At 69.7% G+C, this 20,765-nt stretch carries 28 protein-coding genes; 16 read left to right on the top strand and 12 right to left on the bottom strand.

Going from position 1 to position 20,765, the window contains the following annotated elements; genetic code table 11:
- Positions 1-28 precede the first annotated feature (28 nt).
- Positions 29-763 (bottom strand): MlaE family ABC transporter permease, encoded by a 735-nt coding sequence (locus BLQ62_RS16815; RefSeq protein ID WP_082756790.1) that lies wholly within the window; start codon positions 761-763, stop codon positions 29-31.
- Between the two features lie 525 nt (positions 764-1,288).
- On the opposite strand from BLQ62_RS16815, the gene BLQ62_RS16810 reads away from it, so the two are divergent.
- Entirely contained in the window at positions 1,289-1,894 is a 606-nt protein-coding gene (locus tag BLQ62_RS16810; protein ID WP_068567902.1) for a flavodoxin family protein, read from the top strand.
- A complete protein-coding gene (locus tag BLQ62_RS16805) occupies positions 1,891-2,490 on the top strand; it encodes a Dps family protein (protein ID WP_331711120.1) in 600 nt (199 codons plus the stop codon). Before BLQ62_RS16810 ends, BLQ62_RS16805 begins: the two co-directional genes overlap by 4 nt.
- Positions 2,491-2,582: 92 nt before the next feature.
- Here BLQ62_RS16805 and BLQ62_RS16800 read toward each other — a convergent pair whose 3' ends face one another.
- Together BLQ62_RS16800 and BLQ62_RS16795 are read right to left on the bottom strand one after the other, a co-directional pair.
- Complete coding sequence (locus BLQ62_RS16800; RefSeq protein ID WP_331711119.1) at positions 2,583-2,762, bottom strand: CDGSH iron-sulfur domain-containing protein; 180 nt, start codon at positions 2,760-2,762, stop codon at positions 2,583-2,585.
- A 47-nt stretch (positions 2,763-2,809) separates the two neighbouring features.
- A complete protein-coding gene (locus tag BLQ62_RS16795; protein WP_082756782.1) occupies positions 2,810-3,580 on the bottom strand; it encodes a HemK2/MTQ2 family protein methyltransferase in 771 nt (256 codons plus the stop codon).
- A gap of 191 nt (positions 3,581-3,771) precedes the next feature.
- Here BLQ62_RS16795 and BLQ62_RS16790 point away from each other — a divergent pair, with 191 nt between their 5' ends.
- The 3 genes from BLQ62_RS16790 to BLQ62_RS16780 all read left to right on the top strand — a co-directional run bounded on the left by BLQ62_RS16790 (position 3,772) and on the right by BLQ62_RS16780 (position 6,175).
- Positions 3,772-4,803, top strand: a complete 1,032-nt coding sequence (locus tag BLQ62_RS16790) for an iron-containing redox enzyme family protein (protein WP_068567898.1) — start codon at positions 3,772-3,774, stop codon at positions 4,801-4,803.
- Positions 4,803-5,546 carry a hypothetical protein gene (locus tag BLQ62_RS16785; RefSeq protein WP_068567896.1) on the top strand — a complete coding sequence of 248 codons (744 nt, stop codon included), beginning with the start codon at positions 4,803-4,805 and terminating at the stop codon, positions 5,544-5,546. Before BLQ62_RS16790 ends, BLQ62_RS16785 begins: the two co-directional genes overlap by 1 nt.
- Before the next feature lie 137 nt (positions 5,547-5,683).
- The gene (locus BLQ62_RS16780) at positions 5,684-6,175 is read left to right on the top strand and encodes a DUF6098 family protein (RefSeq protein WP_231857700.1); all 492 of its coding nucleotides are present in this window, start codon (positions 5,684-5,686) and stop codon (positions 6,173-6,175) included.
- Between the two features lies 1 nt (position 6,176).
- Here the strand turns inward: BLQ62_RS16780 and BLQ62_RS16775 are convergent, their stop codons facing one another.
- Positions 6,177-6,974 (bottom strand): SDR family oxidoreductase, encoded by a 798-nt coding sequence (locus BLQ62_RS16775; RefSeq protein WP_068530477.1) that lies wholly within the window; start codon positions 6,972-6,974, stop codon positions 6,177-6,179.
- Between the two features lie 181 nt (positions 6,975-7,155).
- Between BLQ62_RS16775 and BLQ62_RS16770 the strand changes: the two genes are divergently transcribed.
- The 8 genes from BLQ62_RS16770 (at position 7,156) to BLQ62_RS16735 (ending at position 12,690) form a co-directional block, all read left to right on the top strand.
- A complete protein-coding gene (locus tag BLQ62_RS16770) occupies positions 7,156-7,566 on the top strand; it encodes a ChaB family protein (protein WP_068529439.1) in 411 nt (136 codons plus the stop codon).
- A gap of 139 nt (positions 7,567-7,705) precedes the next feature.
- The gene (locus BLQ62_RS16765; RefSeq protein WP_133298598.1) at positions 7,706-8,107 is read left to right on the top strand and encodes an ATP-binding protein; all 402 of its coding nucleotides are present in this window, start codon (positions 7,706-7,708) and stop codon (positions 8,105-8,107) included.
- Between the two features lie 50 nt (positions 8,108-8,157).
- Complete coding sequence (locus tag BLQ62_RS16760) at positions 8,158-8,886, top strand: SigB/SigF/SigG family RNA polymerase sigma factor (protein WP_231857699.1); 729 nt, start codon at positions 8,158-8,160, stop codon at positions 8,884-8,886.
- A gap of 169 nt (positions 8,887-9,055) precedes the next feature.
- A complete protein-coding gene (locus BLQ62_RS16755) occupies positions 9,056-9,382 on the top strand; it encodes an STAS domain-containing protein (RefSeq protein ID WP_139184233.1) in 327 nt (108 codons plus the stop codon).
- Positions 9,383-9,456: 74 nt separating this feature from the next.
- Positions 9,457-10,023, top strand: a complete 567-nt coding sequence (locus BLQ62_RS16750) for a hemerythrin domain-containing protein (protein WP_414929927.1) — start codon at positions 9,457-9,459, stop codon at positions 10,021-10,023.
- Positions 10,023-10,331: a hypothetical protein gene (locus BLQ62_RS16745; protein ID WP_068529450.1), complete on the top strand. Its 309-nt coding sequence runs from the start codon at positions 10,023-10,025 to the stop codon at positions 10,329-10,331. Before BLQ62_RS16750 ends, BLQ62_RS16745 begins: the two co-directional genes overlap by 1 nt.
- A 29-nt stretch (positions 10,332-10,360) precedes the next feature.
- Positions 10,361-12,451: a catalase gene (locus BLQ62_RS16740; RefSeq protein WP_068567893.1), complete on the top strand. Its 2,091-nt coding sequence runs from the start codon at positions 10,361-10,363 to the stop codon at positions 12,449-12,451.
- Positions 12,452-12,456: 5 nt separating this feature from the next.
- Entirely contained in the window at positions 12,457-12,690 is a 234-nt protein-coding gene (locus BLQ62_RS16735; protein ID WP_231857698.1) for a hypothetical protein, read from the top strand.
- Positions 12,691-12,748: 58 nt separating this feature from the next.
- Here BLQ62_RS16735 and BLQ62_RS23885 read toward each other — a convergent pair whose 3' ends face one another.
- Positions 12,749-12,886 carry a hypothetical protein gene (locus BLQ62_RS23885; protein WP_160126302.1) on the bottom strand — a complete coding sequence of 46 codons (138 nt, stop codon included), beginning with the start codon at positions 12,884-12,886 and terminating at the stop codon, positions 12,749-12,751.
- On the opposite strand from BLQ62_RS23885, the gene BLQ62_RS16730 reads away from it, so the two are divergent.
- Genes BLQ62_RS16730 through BLQ62_RS16720 form a run of 3 tightly spaced genes read left to right on the top strand, consistent with a single transcriptional unit; the run spans position 12,867 to position 17,041 of the window.
- Positions 12,867-13,631: an alpha/beta hydrolase gene (locus BLQ62_RS16730; protein WP_269451329.1), complete on the top strand. Its 765-nt coding sequence runs from the start codon at positions 12,867-12,869 to the stop codon at positions 13,629-13,631. The two genes, BLQ62_RS23885 and BLQ62_RS16730, sit on opposite strands and share 20 nt — an antisense overlap.
- A gap of 35 nt (positions 13,632-13,666) precedes the next feature.
- Positions 13,667-14,980, top strand: a complete 1,314-nt coding sequence (locus BLQ62_RS16725; protein ID WP_231857697.1) for an ATP-grasp domain-containing protein — start codon at positions 13,667-13,669, stop codon at positions 14,978-14,980.
- Between the two features lie 21 nt (positions 14,981-15,001).
- Positions 15,002-17,041 (top strand): CocE/NonD family hydrolase, encoded by a 2,040-nt coding sequence (locus tag BLQ62_RS16720; protein WP_068567887.1) that lies wholly within the window; start codon positions 15,002-15,004, stop codon positions 17,039-17,041.
- 62 nt (positions 17,042-17,103) lie between these two features.
- Here BLQ62_RS16720 and BLQ62_RS16715 read toward each other — a convergent pair whose 3' ends face one another.
- From BLQ62_RS16715 to BLQ62_RS16685, 7 genes are all read right to left on the bottom strand, one after another.
- A complete protein-coding gene (locus BLQ62_RS16715) occupies positions 17,104-17,445 on the bottom strand; it encodes a low affinity iron permease family protein (RefSeq protein WP_231857696.1) in 342 nt (113 codons plus the stop codon).
- A gap of 125 nt (positions 17,446-17,570) precedes the next feature.
- Positions 17,571-17,771 (bottom strand): hypothetical protein, encoded by a 201-nt coding sequence (locus tag BLQ62_RS16710; protein ID WP_068529466.1) that lies wholly within the window; start codon positions 17,769-17,771, stop codon positions 17,571-17,573.
- A 102-nt stretch (positions 17,772-17,873) separates the two neighbouring features.
- Positions 17,874-18,125, bottom strand: coding sequence for a hypothetical protein (locus tag BLQ62_RS24200; protein ID WP_082756779.1), 252 nt, complete (start codon positions 18,123-18,125; stop codon positions 17,874-17,876).
- Positions 18,126-18,134: 9 nt separating this feature from the next.
- Entirely contained in the window at positions 18,135-18,551 is a 417-nt protein-coding gene (locus BLQ62_RS16700) for a CBS domain-containing protein (RefSeq protein ID WP_068567885.1), read from the bottom strand.
- 117 nt (positions 18,552-18,668) lie between these two features.
- Positions 18,669-19,325, bottom strand: coding sequence for a PAS and ANTAR domain-containing protein (locus BLQ62_RS16695; RefSeq protein ID WP_068567883.1), 657 nt, complete (start codon positions 19,323-19,325; stop codon positions 18,669-18,671).
- Positions 19,326-19,472: 147 nt separating this feature from the next.
- Positions 19,473-20,075 carry an LON peptidase substrate-binding domain-containing protein gene (locus tag BLQ62_RS16690; protein WP_068530484.1) on the bottom strand — a complete coding sequence of 201 codons (603 nt, stop codon included), beginning with the start codon at positions 20,073-20,075 and terminating at the stop codon, positions 19,473-19,475.
- Positions 20,076-20,125: 50 nt separating this feature from the next.
- Positions 20,126-20,755, bottom strand: coding sequence for a hypothetical protein (locus tag BLQ62_RS16685; RefSeq protein WP_068567881.1), 630 nt, complete (start codon positions 20,753-20,755; stop codon positions 20,126-20,128).
- Between the last annotated feature and the right edge of the window lie 10 nt (positions 20,756-20,765).

Below are 20,765 nucleotides of genomic sequence, written 5' to 3'. Positions count from 1 at the left end.
GGACCCTGCGCGTCACGTTCGTCATGGTCTACGAGCCCTTCGCCGGGACGATCTGCAGGTACACCGCGGTGAGGATGATGTTCGCGAAGAACAGCAGCAGGAAGGTGATCACCACGGACTGGTTGACGGCGTCGCCGACGCCCTTCGGGCCGCCGCCCGGGTTGAGGCCCTTGTACGCGGCGACGACGCCGGCGATGAGTCCGAAGACGAGGGCCTTGAGCTCGCCGACGAGGAGGTCGGGCAGCTGGGCCAGCGCGGAGAACGAGGCGAGGTACGCGCCCGGGGTGCCGTGCTGCAGCACCACGTTGAAGAAGTAGCCGCCGACCACGCCGACCACGGAGACCAGGCCGTTGAGGAAGGCGCTGACCAGCATCATGCCGAGGACGCGGGGGACCACGAGGCGATGCACGGGGTCGATGCCGAGCACCTCCATCGCCGCGATCTCCTCGCGGACGGTACGGGCACCCAGATCGGCGCACACCGCGCTGCCCGCCGCGCCGGCGACGAGGAGGGCTGTGACCACGGGCGCGCCCTGCTGCACGACGGCGAGGACGCTCGCGGCGCCGGTGAAGCTCTCGGCGCCGAGCTGGCCGATCAGTGAGCCGGTCTGCAGCGAGACGATCGCGCCGAAGGGAACTGCCACCAGTGCTGTGGGCAGGATGGTGACGCTGGCGATGAACCAGGACTGCTCGATGAACTCGCGGAACTGGAACGGCCGCCGGAAGGTGTTGCGGACGATGCTCGCGAACAGCTGGAAGATCATGCCCACCTGGCCGAGCGCGGAGACGCCGCCCTGCGCGACCTTGGCGACGCCGGTTTGAATGATCGACACGAGCCCTCACAACTGCTAGCCGCACGGAGGCGTCCGAATCCGGATGCCGCCGTGCCCCGAGCCTCCTCGGAGCAGGGGTAGATTAGCGCCTGGCCGCGCCTGGTCACACGCTTGTTGCGGGCCGAAACACGGGCCAACCGACGGAGCTGTCGCCGCTCTATCAGGACTCTGTGTGTCCGCCCCGCCGGCGCGCCCCGGTGGCGGCCGATCACCGCTCGGTCGCGCTGCGCCGGGGCAACGCCCCTTGACCTGGCTGATCGCGTCACGCGCGGGCCGCGCCGCCGGTGCTCCCGGTACGTGAGGCTCGAACACCCGCGCGGGCGTGACGGGCGCGCGGGGACGTTGCAGCCGCACGTGATTCACATCACCATTCTTCTTTACTTGTGAGTAAGATCATGGTCCCGCGATGTCGGCGCACGATGTTTGCGCGCCGCCCCCGGTGGTTACCCCGGTCGCATGACTTCAGCACTCGCGATCACCTGCACCCTCAAGCCCTCGCCCGCGGCGTCGAGCAGCGAGCTACTCGCGCGGCAGGTGCTCGAAGCACTCGCCGGCCACGACGTGTCCGGTTCCCTGCTACGCGCCGTGGACTACGACATCCGGCCCGGGGTGCAACGCGACATGGGCGACGGTGACCAGTGGCCGGCGGTACTCGAGCGGGTCCGCGCGGCGGACATCGTCCTCCTCGCGACCCCCACCTGGCTGGGCCACATGGCCAGTGTCACGCAGCGGGTACTCGAGCGGCTCGACGCGGACCTGTCGGAGACCGACGAGCAGGGGCGTCCGAGCCTGCTGGGCAAGGTCGCGATGTGCGCGGTCGTCGGCAACGAGGACGGCGCCCACAAGATCATCGCCGACGTCTTCGACGCCATGGGTGACCTCGGTTTCACGATCCCCGCTCAGGGCTCGACGTACTGGAACGACGAGGCGATGGGCGGCCGCGACTACCGGGATCTGGACGCGGTCCCGGAGGCGGTCGCCGCGACGACCGCCAACGCCGCGCGGAACGCGGCGCATCTGGCGGCGCTGCTCGGGCGAGCGCAGTACCCGCCTTACCGGTGAGCGCCCGCGCCGCGCAGTCCGGGCCGGCACGCGTCGGCCGCCACGACGGAAAGGAAACACCGATGACCGCCTTTGATGAGAACGTGCCCGCCACAGTGGAGTTCAGCGTTCCGGGGCTGGTGGCTGCCGATGCCGACGAGCTCGTCGGCGTGCTGCGCTACCGGCTCGCCGCCCTGCTCGATCTGTCGTTGACCCTCAAACATGTGCATTGGAACGTCGTCGGCCCGCACTTCATCGGCATTCACACGATGCTCGATGAGCACGCGGAACAGGTGCGGCGCGCAGTCGACGAGACCGCTGAGCGGATCGCGGCGCTCGGTGGCGCCCCGCGGGGGACGCCGGGAGCGATCGTCGCGCAACGGACGTGGGACGACTACCCGCTGGACCGCGCCGATGCCTCGTCCCACCTGCGGGCGCTCGACGCCGTCTACGTCGGTGTCATCGAATCGCAGCGCGAGGCGATCGGTGGCGGTACCGAACGGGATCCCGTCACCCAGGACATGCTGATCGGCCACTGCCGGGTGCTCGAGCAGCTTCACTGGATGGTTCGCGCTCACCTCGAGGGCGAGGACGGCGAGATCGGCCGGGCACGCTGACGGGGCGCTCCTCAAGCTCCCGACCGCCCGCCCCGAGGGGCGCGGTTGCGCCTCCCGGGCGGGCCCTGGGTGGCCCCGTCCGGAGCGCGGGGTCACCCGTCCCGTCGGGGACGCCGTCTCCGGTGGCTGCTGTCGCACAACGGCGGGATGCGCGTGCCGCCACATGTGCACAGTGCGACCACGAAGCGATCGCAGGTCGTCGGGGTACCGTCGGGGCCGACGACCTCGATGGGCCCCTCGACCAGGACGGGACCGCCCGGGACGACGCGCACGCGTCGACGGTGCCCCGTCGGCGGATCCCCGCCGGGCTGCACCGGGCTCACCTGAGCGCTCCGCTCCGCCGCGCACGCAGCACGACGATCTCCTCCCGATCGCACCCGGTCGGGATCACTCCCGCGAGCCCGAGCAGTTCCCGACGGGCGCGGAGGACGGGACCGAACCGGATGGTGCGGCGGCGGACCACGTCCGACGCGAATCCCGCCCCGCGCATCCTGGTGAGCGTCTCCTCGCATCCCGCGAGAACGGATTGGACGATCAGGGCCGTGCCGGTCGGCGCGAGCAGTGCGTCCAGGTGCCCGCAGACGAGATCGAGCACCGCGCGGCCGTCGGGGCCGGCGTTCCAGGCGTCGGCCGGTCCCAGTGCAGGACCGGGAAGGTCCTCACTGCCGCTGGGGGTCGGTACATAGGGCGGGTTGCAGGTGATCACGTCGAACGCCTCGGCCGGCGAGTAGTCGGCCACGCTCGCCAGCCGCACGTCGACGGCGAGCCCGGCCCGTGCGGCGGCCGTCCGCGCCACGTCCACGGCCGCGGGCGACGAGTCGACTGCGGTGACGTGCGCGCCGCGCCGCGCCGCTTCGAGAGCGAGTACGCCCGAACCGGAGCACAGATCGAGAACACGCGCACCCCACAGCGGTAGGTCATCGAGTGCACCCAGCAGGAGCATGGTGTCCTCCTGGGGTGTGTAAACGCGCGGGCCGGTGATCGCCGTCGAGGCCGCCGTCGTGGCGACTTCCGGCTCCGGTTCCGCGACACCGGGCGGCACGTCCGACCTGCCGGGAACCCGTGTCACCGTACGAGTAGTGCTCGTCATCCTCACTCCTTCCGCCGGCGCCACGGATCGCGCCGCTCTCGCCGCATAGCGGGCCGACGGTCCGGTCTACCCCGTGCCGCGTCCGGACAAACCCCGGTCGCGGTCTCCGCCGCACGCGGCCCGACGCCACCGGTTTGAGGTTCGCCCCGAACGGGTACGGGCGACGGACTCGACAGGAACGGTGGTGGAACATGGCACGGATCGCCGAGCCGGTGCGCACTGGGCGAGCGGCGCGTTTGCCCGTCCCGCGAGGCCCGCTGTCCCAGTGGGCGATCAGGGCTCTGGAAACAGGGGCCCCGGACCCGCGACCGCAGATGGCGGGTCACATCCGGGACGAGGGTGCGACGGACGTCTGGGGTGAGGACGCCCAGTTGGCGCTCTTCGTCTGCCAGGAGATGCACTACCGCGGGTGGGGAGGAGTGGATCCCGCGCTGGAGTGGCATCCGGCGATCATCGCCGCGCGGGTCGCTCTCGAGGATGCGCTGCTGACGGCCGTCGAGCGTGAGGTGGAACCGATCACGGACGGCGCCACCGCCTCCGGGGCGCTCGCCGCGCTCGCCCGCGACAGCGTGTACGCCGGAGGTGCTGTGGAACGCCTCGGCGCGGCCGCGGACGCGGCGCGGTTCAGGGACTACTTCGCCGCGCGATCGATCTATCACCTCAAGGAGGCGGATCCCCACGCCTGGGCCATCCCCAGGCTCGGCCCGATGTGCAAGGCGCCCTTCGTCGCCGTGGCCTTCGACGAATACGGTGCAGGGCACGGCAGGAACGTGCACCAGTGCCTGTACGCGGATCTGCTCGACGCGATGGGGATGGCGTCCGGTTACCTCGAGCACCTCGATCGCGTTCCCGCCGCGGCGATCGCGCCGGTGACACTGATGTCCGCCCTCGGTCTGCGTCGGGCGCGCCTGGGCGCGGCGATAGGACACTTCGCCGCGACCGAAGTCGCCTCCCCGCCGGGTTCGGCGCGGATGGTGGCTGCGCTCGAGCGGATCGGAGCGCCCGACGCGGCAGTGCGGTTCTACCGAGAGCACGTCGAGGCCGACGCCGTGCACGAGCTCGTTATGCGGCACGACGTGGTCGGCGGCCTGGTCACCGACGACCCTGGGGCGGAGCGCGACGTCCTGTGGGGAATCGCGGCGTGGCGCCTGGTGGAGGACCGGCTCGACGACGCGCTGCTCGCCGCGTGGCGAAGCGGGAAGACCCTCGTGCGCGATCCGTGATGAGCACCGGCGTCTACATCCCCCTCATTCTCATCCCGCTGTTCGCCCTCGCGGTGGCGTGGAAACAGCTCGCCCTGTCCAAGGACACCACCGGCGGACACGGGTTGACCATCGGCGCGCGGCGGATCGAGCGTGTGCCCGGTGTCGGTCCGACCGGCGTCGGCCGCGACGACCAGTGGAACTCCGTGGAGTTCCGGATCGTCGCGCGCGGTCCGGGGACCTGGTACGACGTGGTCGGGACGATGCTGCGCGAGGACCGCGGCGAAGACGTCGTGGTGGATCGCGTTGCCCGCCTGGACAACACCACCGGCGCGCTCACCGCGACTGTGCAGGTGCGCACCCGTGATCTCGACAGCAGTTGGTTCGTCGTCGACTGGCTGGCCCCGCACGGCGCCGGCGTCCGCAGGCAGGCGTACCGGATCCGCGTGCGGGGCGCGGGCACCAGCCCCGCGCGGGCCCGGCGGCGGCCCCTTCCCTCGGGTGCGGCCGTCTCGCCGATCCTCGGCGACAACCCGTTCGCGGTCCCGGAACTCGAGGAGTGGCGCTGGGATCGCACCTGGAAGGCCCGGTACTGGGTGTGGTCGCTACTCCCCGTCGGGGACGGACGGACGGACGCGACACCCCGATGGACCGCCCGGATCGTGCGACGGTGGCTGCAGGCGGGGTCCTGGCGGACCGTGCACCCGCGTGAACCGGTGCGGACCGGGTGGATGCCCGGCGTCCCCGACGGTACGGAACGGTGACGCGCACGGGAAACCAGGGGGCCGTTGGGGTTTCGGATCTCCCTGCGCCGGGTAGCCGATCGCGGGTGCCCCGTCGCACGGACGGTGGTCGCATCGAGCGCCGTCGAGTGACGGGTCGAGGAACGGAGGGCGGAGCAATGGAGTGCAGCCGAGTGACGGACGAGTGCAGCGCGCCCTTGTTCCGCTGGCACGGTCGCGACGACGACGTGCCCCTGATTCGGTCGCTGGCCGAACTCGTCCGTACGGTACGGACCGGTCCCACGCTCTACGTCCGGTACTCCGAGGGGCCGGCGGCCGATCGGCGGCACGGGCCGAGCCGGGACTACGAGGCCGAGTACGTCCTCCCGGGGCTGTCGGTGGCCACGCTGACCCCCGAGCTGTGGTGGCGCCTGCCGGCTCGGACGTGGATCGTGCGCCGGGTCTGTACGTATCGCGAACTCGATGTCGCGGACCGGTTCGCCTGGGTGCTGACGGGGCGCCGTGTCGCCCGCGGACCTGATCACGAACCACTGGTCAGAGAGGTCCTCCCCGTCGGTCGGCTGACCGATGACGTGCTCGACGAAGCCGCGGACGAGTACCGGCGGCGCCTCGCGGCGGGGAGGGACTCGCGCGACCGCGGCAACCGGTGACTCAGCCCGGAAGGGTCTCGCCGCCGATCGGGGCGAGCGTCTCGCCGGAGTAGTACGAGGACATGGTGCTCGAGGCGAAGAACACGTACGACGGAGCGATCTCGTCGGGGTCGGCGGCCCGGCCGTACGGGGCCTGTTCGCCGAAACCTGCGACCGCCTCTTCATCGAAGGTCGCCGGGATCAGGGGTGTCCAGACCGGACCGGGGGCGACGCAGTTGACGCGGATTCCGCGGTCCACCAGCGACTGCGCCATCGCGTACGTGAACGCCAGCACCGCACCCTTGGTGGCGGAGTAGTCGATGAGGTGGCGGTTGCCCCGTAGCCCGTTGATGGAGGCGGTGTTGATGATGCACGAGCCGCGCGCCAGGAGCGGGAGTGCGGCGCGGGTCACGTGGAAGAAGCTGTCGATGTTGACCGCGAAGGTCCGGCGCCACTGCTCCGTCGTGATCTCGGTGAGATCGCCCGCCGGCTGCTGCGTACCGACGTTGTTGACGATGATGGATAGCGCCCCGAGCTCGGAGTGCGCGCGTTCGACCACCTCGCGGCAGTGGGCGGGGTCACCGAGGTCACCCGCGTACCGCACGCACCGCCGACCCTCACGTTCGATCAGGTCCACGGTGCGCGCGGCGTCGTCGCCTTCGTCGAGGTAGGCGATCGCCACGTCCGCGCCCTCCTTGGCGTAGGCGATCGCCGTCGCCCGCCCGATTCCCGAGTCGCCGCCCGTGATGAGTGCCTTCTTGCCCTTGAGCAGCCCGCGGCCCCGGTAATCGCGCATCTCGTCGCGTGGTTGGTCCTTCATCTCGGCGGTGTCGCCGGGGTACCGGATGGTCTGGCTTCGCACGTTCTCCTCCTTCGACGGTGATCTTCGGCCCAGGCGTACCCGCCTGGGCCGCCGGGCAAACCCGGGCCGCATGTTTGCCGGTACGAAATCCGGGTACGACATGCGGTGGAGCATCGGTACGACGAGAAGGAGGACTGCGATGCCGAAGACCACGGAGCGGGGAACCGCCACGACGGACGAGCTGCCCGGTACCCTGCGACGCTCGAGTGCCAAGGCGCAGCGGACGTTCGCGAAGGCTCACGATTCCGCGCTCGACGAGTACGGCGACGAGGAGCGAGCGCACCGGGTCGCGTACGCGGCGCTCAAGCGCGGCTACGAGCGCGTCGGCGATCGCTGGGAGCGCAAGCCGGGTGGGAAGCGGGGCACGTCGGAGCGCCGCGGCAGGCGTCGCGACGAGCCGACTCACGAGGGCGTCGACGTGAACGCGACGAAGGCGCATCTCGTCGACGTCGCCCGTCGGCTGGAGATCCGTGGGCGCTCGACGATGCGGAAGTCGGAGTTGATCGATGCGATCGAACGCGCCAACGAGCGCGCGAGGAGTGATGACTGATGGTCGGTGCGGACCACCGCGGGCGGGAGCCCGTGCCGCGGTGGCGCCCCGGTACCGGGGAGATGCGCGGCTGTACACGGGAGGGGCGAGCGTGTTAGCACGGAAGGCGCCCATCGATGAACGGAGCCTCATGGCGCACATGGCACGCACCACCCCGACTCACCCTGTCGACCTGCGCGTTCCTGCCGATCTCGTGTACCTCCCGGTGGTACGGGCGGTCCCCGAAGCACTGGCGATCATGCTCGACCTCGACATCGATCGGGTGGCGGACCTCGGGTTGGCGATCGATCAGGTCTGCACCGAGTTGATCGCGGACGCGCTGCCGGACGCGAGGGTCGAGATCAGGGTCGACACCGGTGCGGAGGGGCTGACCACGACGGTCGCCACGCACACCCGGACCGATCGTGCGCCGGACCGATCCGGCTTCGGCTGGCGCGTACTGACGACGCTCACCGAGGGGCTCGAGGTCGGCCGTACCCGGTCCCCGGACGGCGGTTGGTGGACAAGCGTGTCGTTCCAGTCCGCGCGGAGCGCCGTGTAGTGCCGCCGCAACCTCGGGAGCCGCGGCCCTCGAGTGATGACTACGCCGACGTGGCGGTGATCCTGCAGGCCGGGCGACGTGACGGCGGCGAGCGCGCGGCCGCGGCCAGGGACGAGGTCATCACCCGGTGCCTTCCGCTCGCAGAGAATCTCGCCCGGCGATTCGTCGGGCGCGGCGAGCCCTACGACGATCTCGTTCAGGTGGCCCGCGTAGGCCTGGTCAATGCGGTCGATCGCTTCGATCCGGACAAGGGGACCGATTTCCTGTCCTTCGCCGTGCCCACCATGTTGGGTGGTCTGCGGAGGCACTTCCGTGACACGGGATGGGCCACCCGGGTCCCGCGTCGCATGCAGGAGATCCACCTGCGCATGAACGCAGCGATAGCGGAGGCGGCACAGGACCTCGGCCGTACGCCGACGTACCGAGAACTCGCGGAGCGCATGGAGGTCGGCCTGGACGAGGTCCGGGAGGCAGCGCTGGCCGGGAACGGCTACCGGGCCAGATCGATCGATCAACCGGTCGGGGGCGACGACGACCGGTCCGCGCCGGCGGAGCGGATCGGGGAGAACGACCCGGGCTTCGAACTCGTCGACGAATACGCGTCGTTGCGCCCCGCGGTCGAGCGACTCGACGAGCGTGAGCGGACGGTGCTCGCTCTGCGGTTCTACCGGTCGATGACGCAGTCGGAGATCGCCGCACGCCTGGGGATCTCACAGATGCACGTCTCGCGGATCCTCGGCCGCGCGCTGGACCGGTTGCGCGCCCACGTCGCCGACTGACATCCGCCCCTCGTGCGGAGGGCGTTGCAACGGTGAATCCACAGCGGCGTAGTCGGTTTCAGGTTCCACATAGATGGCCGATTTCTGTACAACGCGGTGTGCCTGTGGTACGAACGAAGCAGGTTGAGTGCCGCAGCCGGAACATCACGATCTGTTGCTGGAGGCCCCCATGTCGTCATCCGTCATCGAACACCCCGACGTCTTCCGGATCACAGCGTCGCGGGCATCGTCCTCGTGCACCGAAGTGGTGCCCGAGGGCGACCTCGACGCCGTCACCCTGCCCGCGCTCGTCGAAGCGGTCGACGGGGCACTGCGGGCCGGGGCCCGCGTCGAACTGGATCTCGGCGGCGTGGACTTCATGAGCATCGCCGCGGCCGCGTACGTGTGGCGCCGGGTCGTGCCCCGGAGCGGCGCGACGGTGACGGTCACCGCCGCGAGCGCCGCCGCGTCGCGCGCGCTCGTCGTCACCGGATTCAGCGGCGCCGTCGACGTTTGACGACGCTCCTACGGGGTAGACCTCTGCTGCAGCTCCGCCATAGGCGGACACATCGGACAGAGAGGACGATCACCGTGACGTTCATCAACCCGTACACCTTCATCGACGAACTCGCGTTCCAGCACCAGCGGATTCTGCAACTCTTCGACCGCGTCCGCGAGGGTGAGGCAGAGGAACGCGACGAAACGTTCCTCGAACTGCGCAGGCTGCTCGCCGTGCACGAGGCCGCCGAGGAAGTAGTGGTGCATCCCCGGGCCCGGTCCTCGATCACGTCCGGCCCGAAGGTTGTGGGCGAGCGGCTGTCGGAGGAGCGCGCCGTCAAACGCCTTCTCGCCGAGCTCGAAGGCCTGGGCATGCAGTCCGCGGAGTTCGATGCGAAGCTCGAGGCCCTGCGCGAGATCGTCGAGGGGCATATCGAGCGCGAGGAGCGCGACGAGTTCATCGCACTGCGCAACGAACTCGACGACGACGAGGCCGCCCGTATGGCCGATGCCGTCCGGGTGATCGAGGCCGTCGCTCCCACGCATCCGCACCCGGGGACGGAGTCCGCATCTGCCAACCTGCTCGTCGGGCCGTTCGCGGCGATGCTCGATCGCGCCCGTGATGCGGTCGCGGTGCGCCTGGGACAGGGGGCGCACTGATGCATCATGTCGCACGGCAGTGGGGTGGTGTCGGATTCATCGGCGTCCTGACCGGAATAGGTGTCCTCGCCATCGGGATCAGCGCGACGGCGATCGGCGCGCCGTGGGCCTGGTTCGCGATCGCTGGGGGGATCGCGCTGATCGTCGTCGGCGGCGCGGCCATGGCCGCGGTCTCCCTCACTCACCGCAGGAACGCATGGGACGACCGGGGGCAGCGTGATCCGGTGCTCGGCGAACAACTGAGCCCTGCGGAGGAACGGCGGTACCTGCGGCGCTATCGCAGGGGCAGCGGACGACGGACGCGGTGAACATCGACCACGAGCCGAGGAGGCGGACCATGGCGGACGAACAGATCGAGGCGGTGACCGGGGTCGGCCGCGGCGGTGAGCCGCACCAGGTGGCGGCGGAGGGCCTGACCACCTCGCAGGGGGCGCCGGTACCCGACAACCAGAACTCGTTGCGGGCCGGCGCACGCGGGCCGGCGTTGCTGGAGGACTTCGTCCTACGGGACAAGATCTTCCGGTTCGATCACGAGCGCATCCCCGAGCGGGTGGTGCACGCGCGCGGATACGGTGCGCACGGGGTCTTCGAGTGCACCCGATCGCTCACCGAGATCACCGCGGCGGACCTGTTCGGTGAGGTGGGGAGGCAGACGGAGGTGTTCGTCCGTTTCTCCACCGTCGCCGGCCGGGCAGGATCGTTCGATCTGGCGCGTGACGTTCGCGGTTTCGCCGTGAAGTTCTACACGCGCGAGGGCAACTGGGATCTGGTGGGCAACAACATCCCCGTCTTCTTCATCCAGGACGCGATGAAGTTCCCCGACCTGGTGCACGCGGTCAAGGAGGATCCGGACCGGGGTTTCCCGCAGGCGCAGTCAGCGCACGACACGTACTGGGACTTCGTCTCCTGTCTCCCGGAATCGACGCACATGACTCTGTGGCAGATGTCGGATCGTGCGATACCGCGCTCGTTCCGGTTCATGGAGGGCTTCGGGGTGCACACGTTCCGATTCCTCGCCGACGACGGTGCATCGACGTACGTGAAATTCCACTGGAAGCCCGTGCTCGGGTGCCAATCGGTGCTCTGGGACGAGGCGGTCAAGATCAACGGTGCCGACCCGGACTTCCACCGCCGCGACCTGTGGAACGCGCTCTCGTCGGGGGAGTACCCGCAATGGGACTTGGCGGTGCAGCTGTTCGACCAGGCCACTGCGGACGCTCTGCCCTTCGACGTCCTCGACCCGACCAAGATCGTTCCGGAGGAGAGCGTGCCACTGCAGGTGATCGGCAGGCTCACACTCGACCGGACGGTCGACAACGATTTCGCCGAGACCGAGCAGGTGGCGTTCTGCACGCAGAACGTCGTGCCCGGCATCGGGTTCACCGAGGATCCGCTCTTGCAGGGCCGGAACTTCTCCTACCTCGACACGCAGCTCTCGCGGTTGGGCGGACCGAACTTCACCCACCTCCCGGTCAACCGCGCCCGGTGTCCGATGGCCTTCTTCCACCGGGACGGCCACATGCAGCACGAGGTGCCCTCCGGCCCGATCAACTACGAGCCGAACTCGAGCGATCAGGGCGGGCCGCGTGAGCGCGCGGGCGCGCAGGCACTGACGACTTTCGCCGAACCGGCGGAGGGGGCGAAGACGCGGTTGCGCCCCGAGTCCTTCGCCGATCACTACAGCCAGGCCGCGGTGTTCTGGCACAGCCAGACCCCGGTCGAACAGGATCACATCGTCGCCGCCTACGTTTTCGAGCTGAGCAAAGTGGTGGAGCCGGCGATCAGGACCCGGATGGTCGCGAACCTCCGCAACGTCGACGACGCGCTCGCCGCCCGGATCGCCGCCGGCCTGGGGCTCGAGCTCCCCGGGGCCTCGGCCTGCGCAGTGCCCGTGCGGACCGACCTGCCGGAGTCGCCGTCGGTGAGCATGCTCCGCAACCCGCCGGGGACGTTCGCCGGGCGGGTCCTCGGCGTCCTGGTCACCGATGGTGTCGAGCGCGCGCTCGTCGACGGGCTGCGGCACCGGGCGCGCGACGCCGGCGCCGCGGTTGTGCTCGTCGCGCCGCGAGTGGGTGGAGTGGCGGACGCCGATGGCGATCCGCTCGCGGTCGACGCCCAGCTCGCCGGCGCCCCGTCGGTGCTCTTCGACGCGGTGGCGATCCTCACCTCGATGGCGGGCGCGGAGGAACTGGCCTTCGATCCCGCGGCGCAGGACTTCATCACGGACGCCTTCCACCACAGCAAGTTCCTGGGACTCGGACAGCATTGCGAACCACTGCTGCGCCGGACCGGGCTGTTCGGGAGAACCGACGACGGATGCTTCGTCCTCTCCTCTGACATGGACGCCGGCGCGTTCCTCCGCGCCTGTGCGGAACTGCGCCATTGGCCCCGTACCGCGGTCGGTGGCGCCAACCCTCCGAAGGAGTGATCACGATGCGCTCGCACCCCGATGACATGTCGCCCGACGACGGGAGCGCCGCCATCCCGGGCGGCGCTGAGGCGCTGGATGAGGACCTGCTCGAGCACGACCCGTGGGCCGCGGCACTCGATCCCCCCGACGGCTGGGCGGAGAGTGATCGAGCCGGCATCACCGGTCCCGAGCAACGGGAGGGACCGTCGCTGGAGGAGCGGCTCGCACAGGAGGAGCGAGAGGAGGGCCGACGGTGATCTCGGTTCGCGCACGGTGCGTGAGTGCCTCCTTACGTGCACGACGCAGCAAGCGGTTCTACCGCGACCCCGAGGCGATGATCGCGGGTCTCCCCGCCCGCCAGCGCGTGTCGACGGCGATGCCGCCGTGGTGGATCAGGCGCGGCGCCGAGGTCGGCTCGGCCACCGTCGGCGGGGTGCCGTGCTTGAGTATCACCCCGCCGGAACCCTTCGGGACGCGCGTCCTCCATCTGCACGGAGGAGCGTTCGTGGAACAGCCGGAACACCATCACTGGCGGTTCCTGCGGTGGCTCGCGCTGACCACCGGAGCATCGGTCGTCGCGCCGCTGTACCCGCTGTGCCCCGTCGCGGACCGCCGCGCGATCGACGAGAGCGTGCGGCGGGTGTACGACGGCACCGTCGCCGGACACGACGGCCCCGTGCTCCTTTCCGGTGACTCGGCAGGCGGCCGCCTCGCCCTCGATCTGGCCCGGACCGCGTGCGCCGGTGGTGCTCGCCGGCCCGACGCCCTTCTCCTGAGCTCGCCCTGGATCGACCTGGAGGTGACGGACAGTCGATCCGCGCGGATCGAGCCGTTCGACCCCGAACTCGCGATCCGTGGCCTCCGGATGGCCGGGCGGTGGTACGCCGCCGGGGTACGGGGAGGGCTCGCCGGGACGGACCCGTTCGCGGCGGACCTGTCCGACCTTCCGCCCACCATGGTGTGCTCGGGTACCCGGGACATCCTCAACCCCGACGCGGAACGGCTGCACGGCGTGCTGACCACCGCGGGGGTCGCGGTGACGCTGCTCGAGTCCCCGCGAATGTTCCACAACTGGATCATGCACGCCGTCCCGGAGGGGGCCGCGGCGCGGAGGCGGATCGTCGACTTCCTGCGCGGCCTGGGGATCGCCGCATCCGCGACCGCGGACCTGCGCAACGCGGGGTCCTTCCTGGTTTGACGAGCGGACGTACGGGGAACCCGACCGCCATGGTGATGAACATCTTCGTACCCGGCCTGACCCGCCAGCAGCGCGACGAATTGAGAACCGTCGACGTAGGGAGCGACGTCCGCTTCCATTCGCTGTTGGACGTCGACTCACTCACGCGGGCAGAGCATCTCGACTTCCAGGATCTGCTCCGTCGCGCGCGAGTGGAATTGGACGACTTCGACGGCACGGTCGACGCGATCATCGCTCACTGGGACTTCCCGACGAGCGTCCTCGCGCCGGTACTGGCCGCCGAGCGGTCGCTCCCCGCGCCGTCGGTGGAGAGCGTGCTCTCCTTCGAGCACAAGTACTGGTCCCGATTGATCCAGCGCCGGGCGATCCCGGAGTGCGTACCGCGATTCGCCGCGTTCGACCCGTTCGATCCCGCGATCGAGAAATCCGGTGTGGATCTCCCGTTCCCGTACTGGGTCAAGCCGGTGAAATCGCACTCCTCGCAGCTCGGCTTCGAGGTCCGCGATCGGGCCGGTTTCGAGGCCGCGCTCGATGAGATCAGGCGGGAGATCCGCACGGTCGGAGACGCCTTCGACGAAGTACTCAGCACCATCGACGTGCCCGAGGCCGTACGGGGCGTGACCGGCACGTCGTGCATCGCGGAGGAGATCATCGAGGGGATCCAGGCCGCACCAGAGGTGTCCATGTTCCGCGGCGAGTTCGTGGTGCACGGTCTTTTCGACATGCAGCGCAGCGAGGATGGGCACAGCTTCGATCGGCTGTCCTATCCGGCCCGCTCGGTACCCTCCGACGTCCAGGAGCGGATGCTGGCCGCGACGGAGTCGGTGTTGCGGGAGGCCGGATTCGACAACGGTTGCGCGAACGCCGAGTTCATGTGGGACGAGAGGGTGGACCGGATCAGCATGATCGAGGTGAACACCCGGATCTCGCAGTCTCACAGTGAACTCTTCGTGAAGGTCGACGGTACTTCGAATCACGCCTACGCCACAGCCGTCGCGCTGGGCAGGCGCCCCCACCCCGAGGCGGGCGCGGGCAGGTACGGCGCTGCGACGAAGCATCTGATCGGTGTCCACTCCGATGGCGTGGTCCGGGCGGTCCCCACCCCGGAGGACATCGCTCGGCTCCGCGAGGAATTGCCGGACACGGTGGTGCAGTTGGATGTCGCCCCGGGTGACAGGCTCTCCGAGCTACCCAACCAGGACCCGTACCGCTACGTCCTCGCCACCGTCTACCTCGGCGCCGCCGATGCCGACGGACTCGCCGAGGCGGCCGCGCGGGCGGAGGGCTTCCTACCGTTCCAGATCGACCACGGCGCGGCGGAGCGGTTCGCCCCGCGGCGAACGGCGTGATCGCACACAGAGAGGAGCAGAGTGCGCACAGTCGATGAATTCCCCTGTTCCACAATATCGATCGAGAACGTCTTCATCCCGCTCTCGGACGGGACCCGGCTGGCGGCCCGTATCTGGCTGCCTGTCGACGCCGAGGCGGCCCCGGTGCCGGCGGTGCTGGAATACCTGCCGTACCGCAAACGCGACGACACACGGGCCCGGGATGCGCTGAACCACCCGTACATCGCGGGGCACGGCTACGCCTGTGTCCGCGTGGATCTGCGGGGGAGCGGCGACTCGGACGGAGTGCTGCGCGATGAGTACCTTCCGGTGGAGCAGGAGGACGCCTGCGAGGTGATCGCCTGGCTGGCCGAGCAGCCCTGGTGCGATGGGAATGTCGGGATGATGGGGATCTCGTGGGGCGGATTCAACAGCCTCCATGTCGCAGCGCGACGCCCTCCGGCCCTCCGGGCGATCATCTCGGCTTCGGCGACGGAGGACCTGTACGTCGACAACATGCACTACATGGGCGGATGCCTATTGTCGGACAATCTCTCGGAAGCGACCGTCATGTTCGCGTGTACCAGTCTCCCGCCCGATCCTGCGATCGTCGGCGACCGGTGGCGTCAGATGTGGCTGGAGCGGCTGCGCGGAAGCGGCCTGTGGATCGAGAACTGGCTCGAGCACCAGCACCGCGACGACTACTGGTTGCGCGCATCGGTGAACGAGGACTACTCCGCGATCGAGTGCCCCGTGTTCGCGGTCGGCGGGTGGGCGGACGGCTATACGAACGCGATCTTCCGCTTGATGGAGCACCTCGACGTGCCGCGCAAGGGGCTCATCGGTCCCTGGGGCCACAAGTACCCCCACCTCGGGGTGCCGGGGCCGCCGATCGACTTCCTCGACGAAGTGGTGCGCTGGTGGGACCACTGGCTCAAGGGGGTCCCGAACGGGGTGATGGATGAGCCGATGTTGCGTGTCTGGATGCAGGACAGCGTCGAGCCCAACCCCGCCTACGAGGCTCGGCCGGGCCGCTGGGTCGCGGAGGAGCGTTGGCCCGCACCGGCGATCGGACCCCGTACCTACGAACTCGCCGCCGAGGGGCTCGTCGCACCGGGGGCTTCCGCATTACCGGCCGGGGCGTTCAGCGTGAGCTCGCCGCTCAGTGTCGGTATGGCGGCGGGGAAGTGGGCCTCCTACGCGGCCACCCCGGACCTGCCGACCGATCAGCGCAACGAGGACGGCGGTGCCCTGGTCTTCGATACGGCGCCCCTCGAGAGCCCCGTGGAGATACTCGGCAGGCCCGAGCTGGAGTTGCAGCTCGAGGTCGACAGGCCCGTCGCGCTCGTCGCCGCACGGCTCTCCGACGTCGCGCCCACGGGAGAGGCGACCCGCGTGACGTACGGCGTCGTCAACCTGACACACCGGAACGGCAGCGCCCGCCCCGAGTCGATGGACGTCGGTCGATCGATGCGGATCAGTATGGAACTGAACGGGATCGCTCAGATCGTCCCGGCCGGGCACAGGATCCGGCTCTCCTTGTCGACCTCCTACTTCCCGCTGGTGTGGCCGCCGCCCGAGCCGGTGGTCATGACGGTGCACACCCGTGAGAGCGAGCTGCGGGTCCCCGCGCGATCGCCCCGCGCCGAGGACGAACTGCTGCGTACCTTCGGCCCGCCGACCGCGGCCGCCCCGCTCGCGCTGACACGGGTGTCGCCGGGAGAGCACCACTGGCGCACCACCAACGATCTGGCCACCGGAGGCACCACGCTGGAGATCGCCGACGACGACGGGGAGTACGTCATCGACGAGACCGGCACTGCCGTCACGAGGGCGACCACTGAATGGTTCGGGTTCCGTCGTGACGATGTGACCTCGGCTCGTGGCGAGACCCGCACGCTGCGTCGCTTCCGGCGCGACGACTGGAACATCGAGGTACGCACCCGCACCGTTCTGACGAGTACGCGGAGCACCTTCGTGGTCACCGCGGAACTGGACGCCTATGAGGACGACGGCGACCGTGGGATGCGCCGGGTGTTCGCGGACAGCTGGTTCCGGGAGATCCCGCGACGCAGCGTCTGATCCGTCCGGGCCCGAGCACCCCGCCGCCGCGGACCCCGGTGCGGAGCGGCGCGTCGGCGGGATCACGACGACTCGCGACGCTCCACTCCGATGGCCTCGTCCAACTGGCGCCTCACCGTCTCGGAGCGGACACCGGGGTCCTGGTCGAGGGCCGCCTCGATCAATGCGTTGAGCTTCTGCTGGATCGCGGCGTCCGCGCGGGTCGACTGGTTCTGCACGAGCGCCACGAGCAGGAAGGTGATGATCGTGGTCGCGGTGTTGATGACCAACTGCCAGGTGTCGACGTTGCGCAACACCAGGATCGACGGAGCCCATATCACCACCAGAACGACGCAGAAGCTGAAGAACCAGGCCCGCGAGACCCAGCGGCCGGTCCAGTCGGCGAAGCGGTCGAAGACCGACACGCGCCCGTCGACCGAGCCGGGCAGAAGCGGCGGGCGATGGCCTGAAGTGCTCTCGCGGTCGGACGCGGCGGACGGCGGGGCCCCGTGGGGCCCCGCCGTCGCCGGTTCCTCGCGCGGTGAGTGCGTCACCGGCCGGAGTGGCTGTGCTCGCCACCACGGGCCTTGGCCTCCTCCGGCTGGGCCTCCGCGCCCTTGCGGCCGGCCTCGTGCGGGTCCGCGCCCTCCGTCGAGCCGAACTGGCCCGGGCTGTTCTCGCCGCCCTTGCGGGCCTGCTCCTCGGTGTCGGTACGGTTGCCGAACTGTCCGGGGTTGTTGGGGTCTGCCATTGTGCCTACCTCCTCATGAATTGTGTCGGAAGGGGATTCACGCGAACCCCTGATCCGGGGGTACCCGTCGTCGCGCGGTTCAAACCTCGGTCGACGAGATTCTCACCGCCCGGTTGCGCTGGATGCGCGATCGGTGACCGACTCGTGCCCGTGATCACGGGCGCAGTGCGCGCAACAGAACACCGTCGCGTCGACCTGAACGCCGTGTCCGATGACGCGGCATCCACATCGTGCGCACGAGGGCGCGAACGACGTGATCGCGCACTCGAGACTGTCGAAGTGTCGCGTCGTGCCGCCCCGGATCATCGTGAACATGTCGTCGTACTCGTTGCCGCAGGTGTCGCACGTCGTCATCGGTCGCCCCTAGTCGAAGGACACGGCGGCGACGAGATCGCCGACCCGCTGGTCGGGGAGTGCTCGGGCGATGTCGGCCTGGGCGATGATGCCGACCAGCGAGTGACCGTCGATGACGGGTACGCGCCGAACCTGATGCTCAGCCATCGTCGCGAGTAGCTCGGTGGTGTCGTCGTCGGCTCCGATGGTGACGGCCTCGCCCTGAGCGAGTTCCCCGGCGCGGATCCGCTCCGGATCGTGCCCGCGTGCCACCACCTCGATCACGATGTCCCGGTCGGTGATCATGCCCTTGAGGCGGCCGTCCTCACCACAGATCGGTAGTGCGCCGACGTGCAACTCGCTCATCCGGCGTGCAGCATCGGCCGCCGAATCGGTACTGCCGATGCACTCGACGGTCGGCTGCATGATGTCCCGTGCTCGTGTCATATCCGCTCTCCTTTCCCTCGTAGGACCGTTCTGGCCCGTGGCCGGGGCCTACCCGGAGGGGAGTGCATGCAAACACCGTCGACCGGCCACCGTTGTGGAGGTCGTGCCGGAAGGCGGTCAGTCGATGCGGTGATGGGCCGTGAGCAGGAGATGGTCGAACCGTTCGCGCGCGCTGCGCGAGAGCAACGGTTCCTGGGAGGCGAAATCCTCGATCAACTGCGCAGCGAGCACCCGGAGTTTCACGTTCGTCTCCTGCGAGCGCCACCGCAGGATGTCGAAGGCGCGGTCGGCGGAGACGCCGTAGACGAACATCAGTACGCCCTTGGCACGGTCGATGTCCTCCCGCGCGGCGATGACGTCCGGCATCGTCTCGGCGAGGGATTGCCGGACCTCCGATTCGACGGTCTCCGTGATGTCGATGTAGTACCCCTCCGTGCCGATCACCTCGTGGTCGTCGGAGAGCATGCGGTCCGCGACCACGATGATGTGGTGTACTGCGCCGGCCGTATCGATGATGCGATGCCGGCTGCTGAAGGGATCGCCGGAGGAGAGGGTGTGCCGAACCCGCTCGCGGACGGCTGGAGCATCGTCGGGATGTTTGTGGGAGAGGATCAGCTCGGTCGTCGGTATCACCTCCCCGGGTGCGTACCCGTGCATCCGGGCGACGTCGCCCGACCACTCCCACCGCTCCCCGTCGAAGAAGAGGCGGAAGGCGCCGAACGACTGCGGGGCTCCATCGACGGCCTCCATGGCCTCGTGACCGGAAGGGTGCATGTGCCCATTCTACGGTGGGAAACGCACTGCGCCTGAATGATTCGAATTTCGCAAACCGAAAACGAGAGCATCCTGCCTACTCCTGTAGGAGACGGTCCGCGGTGCTGCGGGCGATGATCCAGTCGGCAATCCGGATTCGACGTCCTCCTATTGCAAACGGAACCGCAGCGTCGCGATCACGTCGTCGAGCGCGTCGGTGAGCACACGCACCCGGTCCGCGGGGCCGGGTGCCGCCAGTGCCCGGTACCGATCGGCGGCCGAGAGCGGCAGTGCGCGGGCGAGGTAGTAGCTGCGCTCCACCGGATTCTCGGGGAGCGTGAGCTTGGGCCAGGAGCGCGGCCGGACGCCTTCGCCCCGTGCGAGCTTCGCGGCGAGCCGCTCGATCTCGTCGCGCTTGCCCAGCAGCGGAATCAGGTCCACCGCCGGCTGGGTCTCGTCGGGCCAGGGCTCCGCCTCGGCGCGCGGGTAGGGATCGTCGGGCAGCCACTGCGTGACGCGAACGCGGTCCGTCCCGTTGCAACTGAGGGTGAACCCGCCGCCCGTGCGCCGGACGTACCGGTCGATGAGCGCCACCGTGCCCACGTCGGTGCGGACGTCGCCGCCGCCCACCTCGCTGCCGCGCTCGATGAGCACCACGCCGAACCGGCCGTCGGTGGCGAGGCAGTGCTCCACCATGTGCCGGTAGCGGGGCTCGAAGACGCGCAGCGGCAACTCCTCGCCGGGCAGCAGCACGGCGCCGAGCGGGAACATCGGCAGTTCGGTCACCGCTACAGCATGCACCCCGTGGGGCGATCCGAGCGTCAGCGGACCTGCAGCCCTCGGATCACCGCGTCGACCTTGCCCCGCGCCTCCTTGTTCGCCTTGTTGGAGCCGCCCAGGAAGTAGGACGTGGGCGTGGTGTCGAGCACGAAGATCGTGAACCAGTCCGTCTCGGCCGGTTCGCCCTGTCGCGCAGCGATGTTGATGTTCAGGTCCAGGCGCGTGCCCTTGACGCCGTCGATGCGCACCGGAGTCGTCTGCCGGTCGGTCGTATCGCGTGCCTTGTCGTCCGTCGTCCTGGCGTCGGGGAAGCGGCACAGGGAGAACGCCAGCGCCATGCCCAGCGTGTCGTGGCTGCCGGGCTCCACTCGGAGGCGGCCGACCTCCACGAGGTTCATCACGTTGCCGCCGGGGGAGTACCGCGCCGACGCGGTGGTCGCGGCGCCGCGGGAGTATCCCGAGCCCAGGTCCCACCCCCCGACCAGCGGCGCGGGGAAGGTGAGGGGTGCGGTGCCGAACCGGCCGCCTGCCGTCGACGGTGCGCCCACGTCGGGCGAGGAGGTGCACGCGACGCTGTTCGGCTCGGCCTGCGCCGCGCCCGGAGGCGCGAGGACGAGTGCGGTCGTGGCGGCGGCCGTGCACGCCGTGGCGGTGAGTGTGCGGATGCGCATGAGTCCCCCG

Origin of the sequence: Tsukamurella pulmonis (genome assembly GCF_900103175.1) — a bacterium.
In the GTDB taxonomy this organism is placed as follows: Bacteria; Actinomycetota; Actinomycetes; order Mycobacteriales; family Mycobacteriaceae; genus Tsukamurella; species Tsukamurella pulmonis.
This window is presented reverse-complemented; position numbering and strand designations above follow the sequence as displayed.

Coding starts and splice junctions, on each gene's coding strand:
- BLQ62_RS16770 (WP_068529439.1), top strand. CDS start 7,156: ATGCCGAAGACCACGGAGCGGGGAACCGCCACGACGGACGAGCTGCCC.
- BLQ62_RS16765 (WP_133298598.1), top strand. CDS start 7,706: ATGGCACGCACCACCCCGACTCACCCTGTCGACCTGCGCGTTCCTGCC.
- BLQ62_RS16815 (WP_082756790.1), bottom strand. CDS start 763: ATGATCTTCCAGCTGTTCGCGAGCATCGTCCGCAACACCTTCCGGCGG.
- BLQ62_RS16700 (WP_068567885.1), bottom strand. CDS start 18,551: ATGACACGAGCACGGGACATCATGCAGCCGACCGTCGAGTGCATCGGC.
- BLQ62_RS16735 (WP_231857698.1), top strand. CDS start 12,457: ATGCGCTCGCACCCCGATGACATGTCGCCCGACGACGGGAGCGCCGCC.
- BLQ62_RS16710 (WP_068529466.1), bottom strand. CDS start 17,771: ATGGCAGACCCCAACAACCCCGGACAGTTCGGCAACCGTACCGACACC.
- BLQ62_RS16785 (WP_068567896.1), top strand. CDS start 4,803: ATGAGCACCGGCGTCTACATCCCCCTCATTCTCATCCCGCTGTTCGCC.
- BLQ62_RS16740 (WP_068567893.1), top strand. CDS start 10,361: ATGGCGGACGAACAGATCGAGGCGGTGACCGGGGTCGGCCGCGGCGGT.
- BLQ62_RS24200 (WP_082756779.1), bottom strand. CDS start 18,125: ATGACGACGTGCGACACCTGCGGCAACGAGTACGACGACATGTTCACG.
- BLQ62_RS16690 (WP_068530484.1), bottom strand. CDS start 20,075: ATGTTCCCGCTCGGCGCCGTGCTGCTGCCCGGCGAGGAGTTGCCGCTG.
- BLQ62_RS16725 (WP_231857697.1), top strand. CDS start 13,667: ATGAACATCTTCGTACCCGGCCTGACCCGCCAGCAGCGCGACGAATTG.
- BLQ62_RS16795 (WP_082756782.1), bottom strand. CDS start 3,580: ATGACGAGCACTACTCGTACGGTGACACGGGTTCCCGGCAGGTCGGAC.
- BLQ62_RS16745 (WP_068529450.1), top strand. CDS start 10,023: ATGCATCATGTCGCACGGCAGTGGGGTGGTGTCGGATTCATCGGCGTC.
- BLQ62_RS16790 (WP_068567898.1), top strand. CDS start 3,772: ATGGCACGGATCGCCGAGCCGGTGCGCACTGGGCGAGCGGCGCGTTTG.
- BLQ62_RS16695 (WP_068567883.1), bottom strand. CDS start 19,325: ATGCACCCTTCCGGTCACGAGGCCATGGAGGCCGTCGATGGAGCCCCG.
- BLQ62_RS16685 (WP_068567881.1), bottom strand. CDS start 20,755: ATGCGCATCCGCACACTCACCGCCACGGCGTGCACGGCCGCCGCCACG.
- BLQ62_RS16755 (WP_139184233.1), top strand. CDS start 9,056: ATGTCGTCATCCGTCATCGAACACCCCGACGTCTTCCGGATCACAGCG.
- BLQ62_RS16810 (WP_068567902.1), top strand. CDS start 1,289: ATGACTTCAGCACTCGCGATCACCTGCACCCTCAAGCCCTCGCCCGCG.
- BLQ62_RS16775 (WP_068530477.1), bottom strand. CDS start 6,974: ATGAAGGACCAACCACGCGACGAGATGCGCGATTACCGGGGCCGCGGG.
- BLQ62_RS16780 (WP_231857700.1), top strand. CDS start 5,684: ATGGAGTGCAGCCGAGTGACGGACGAGTGCAGCGCGCCCTTGTTCCGC.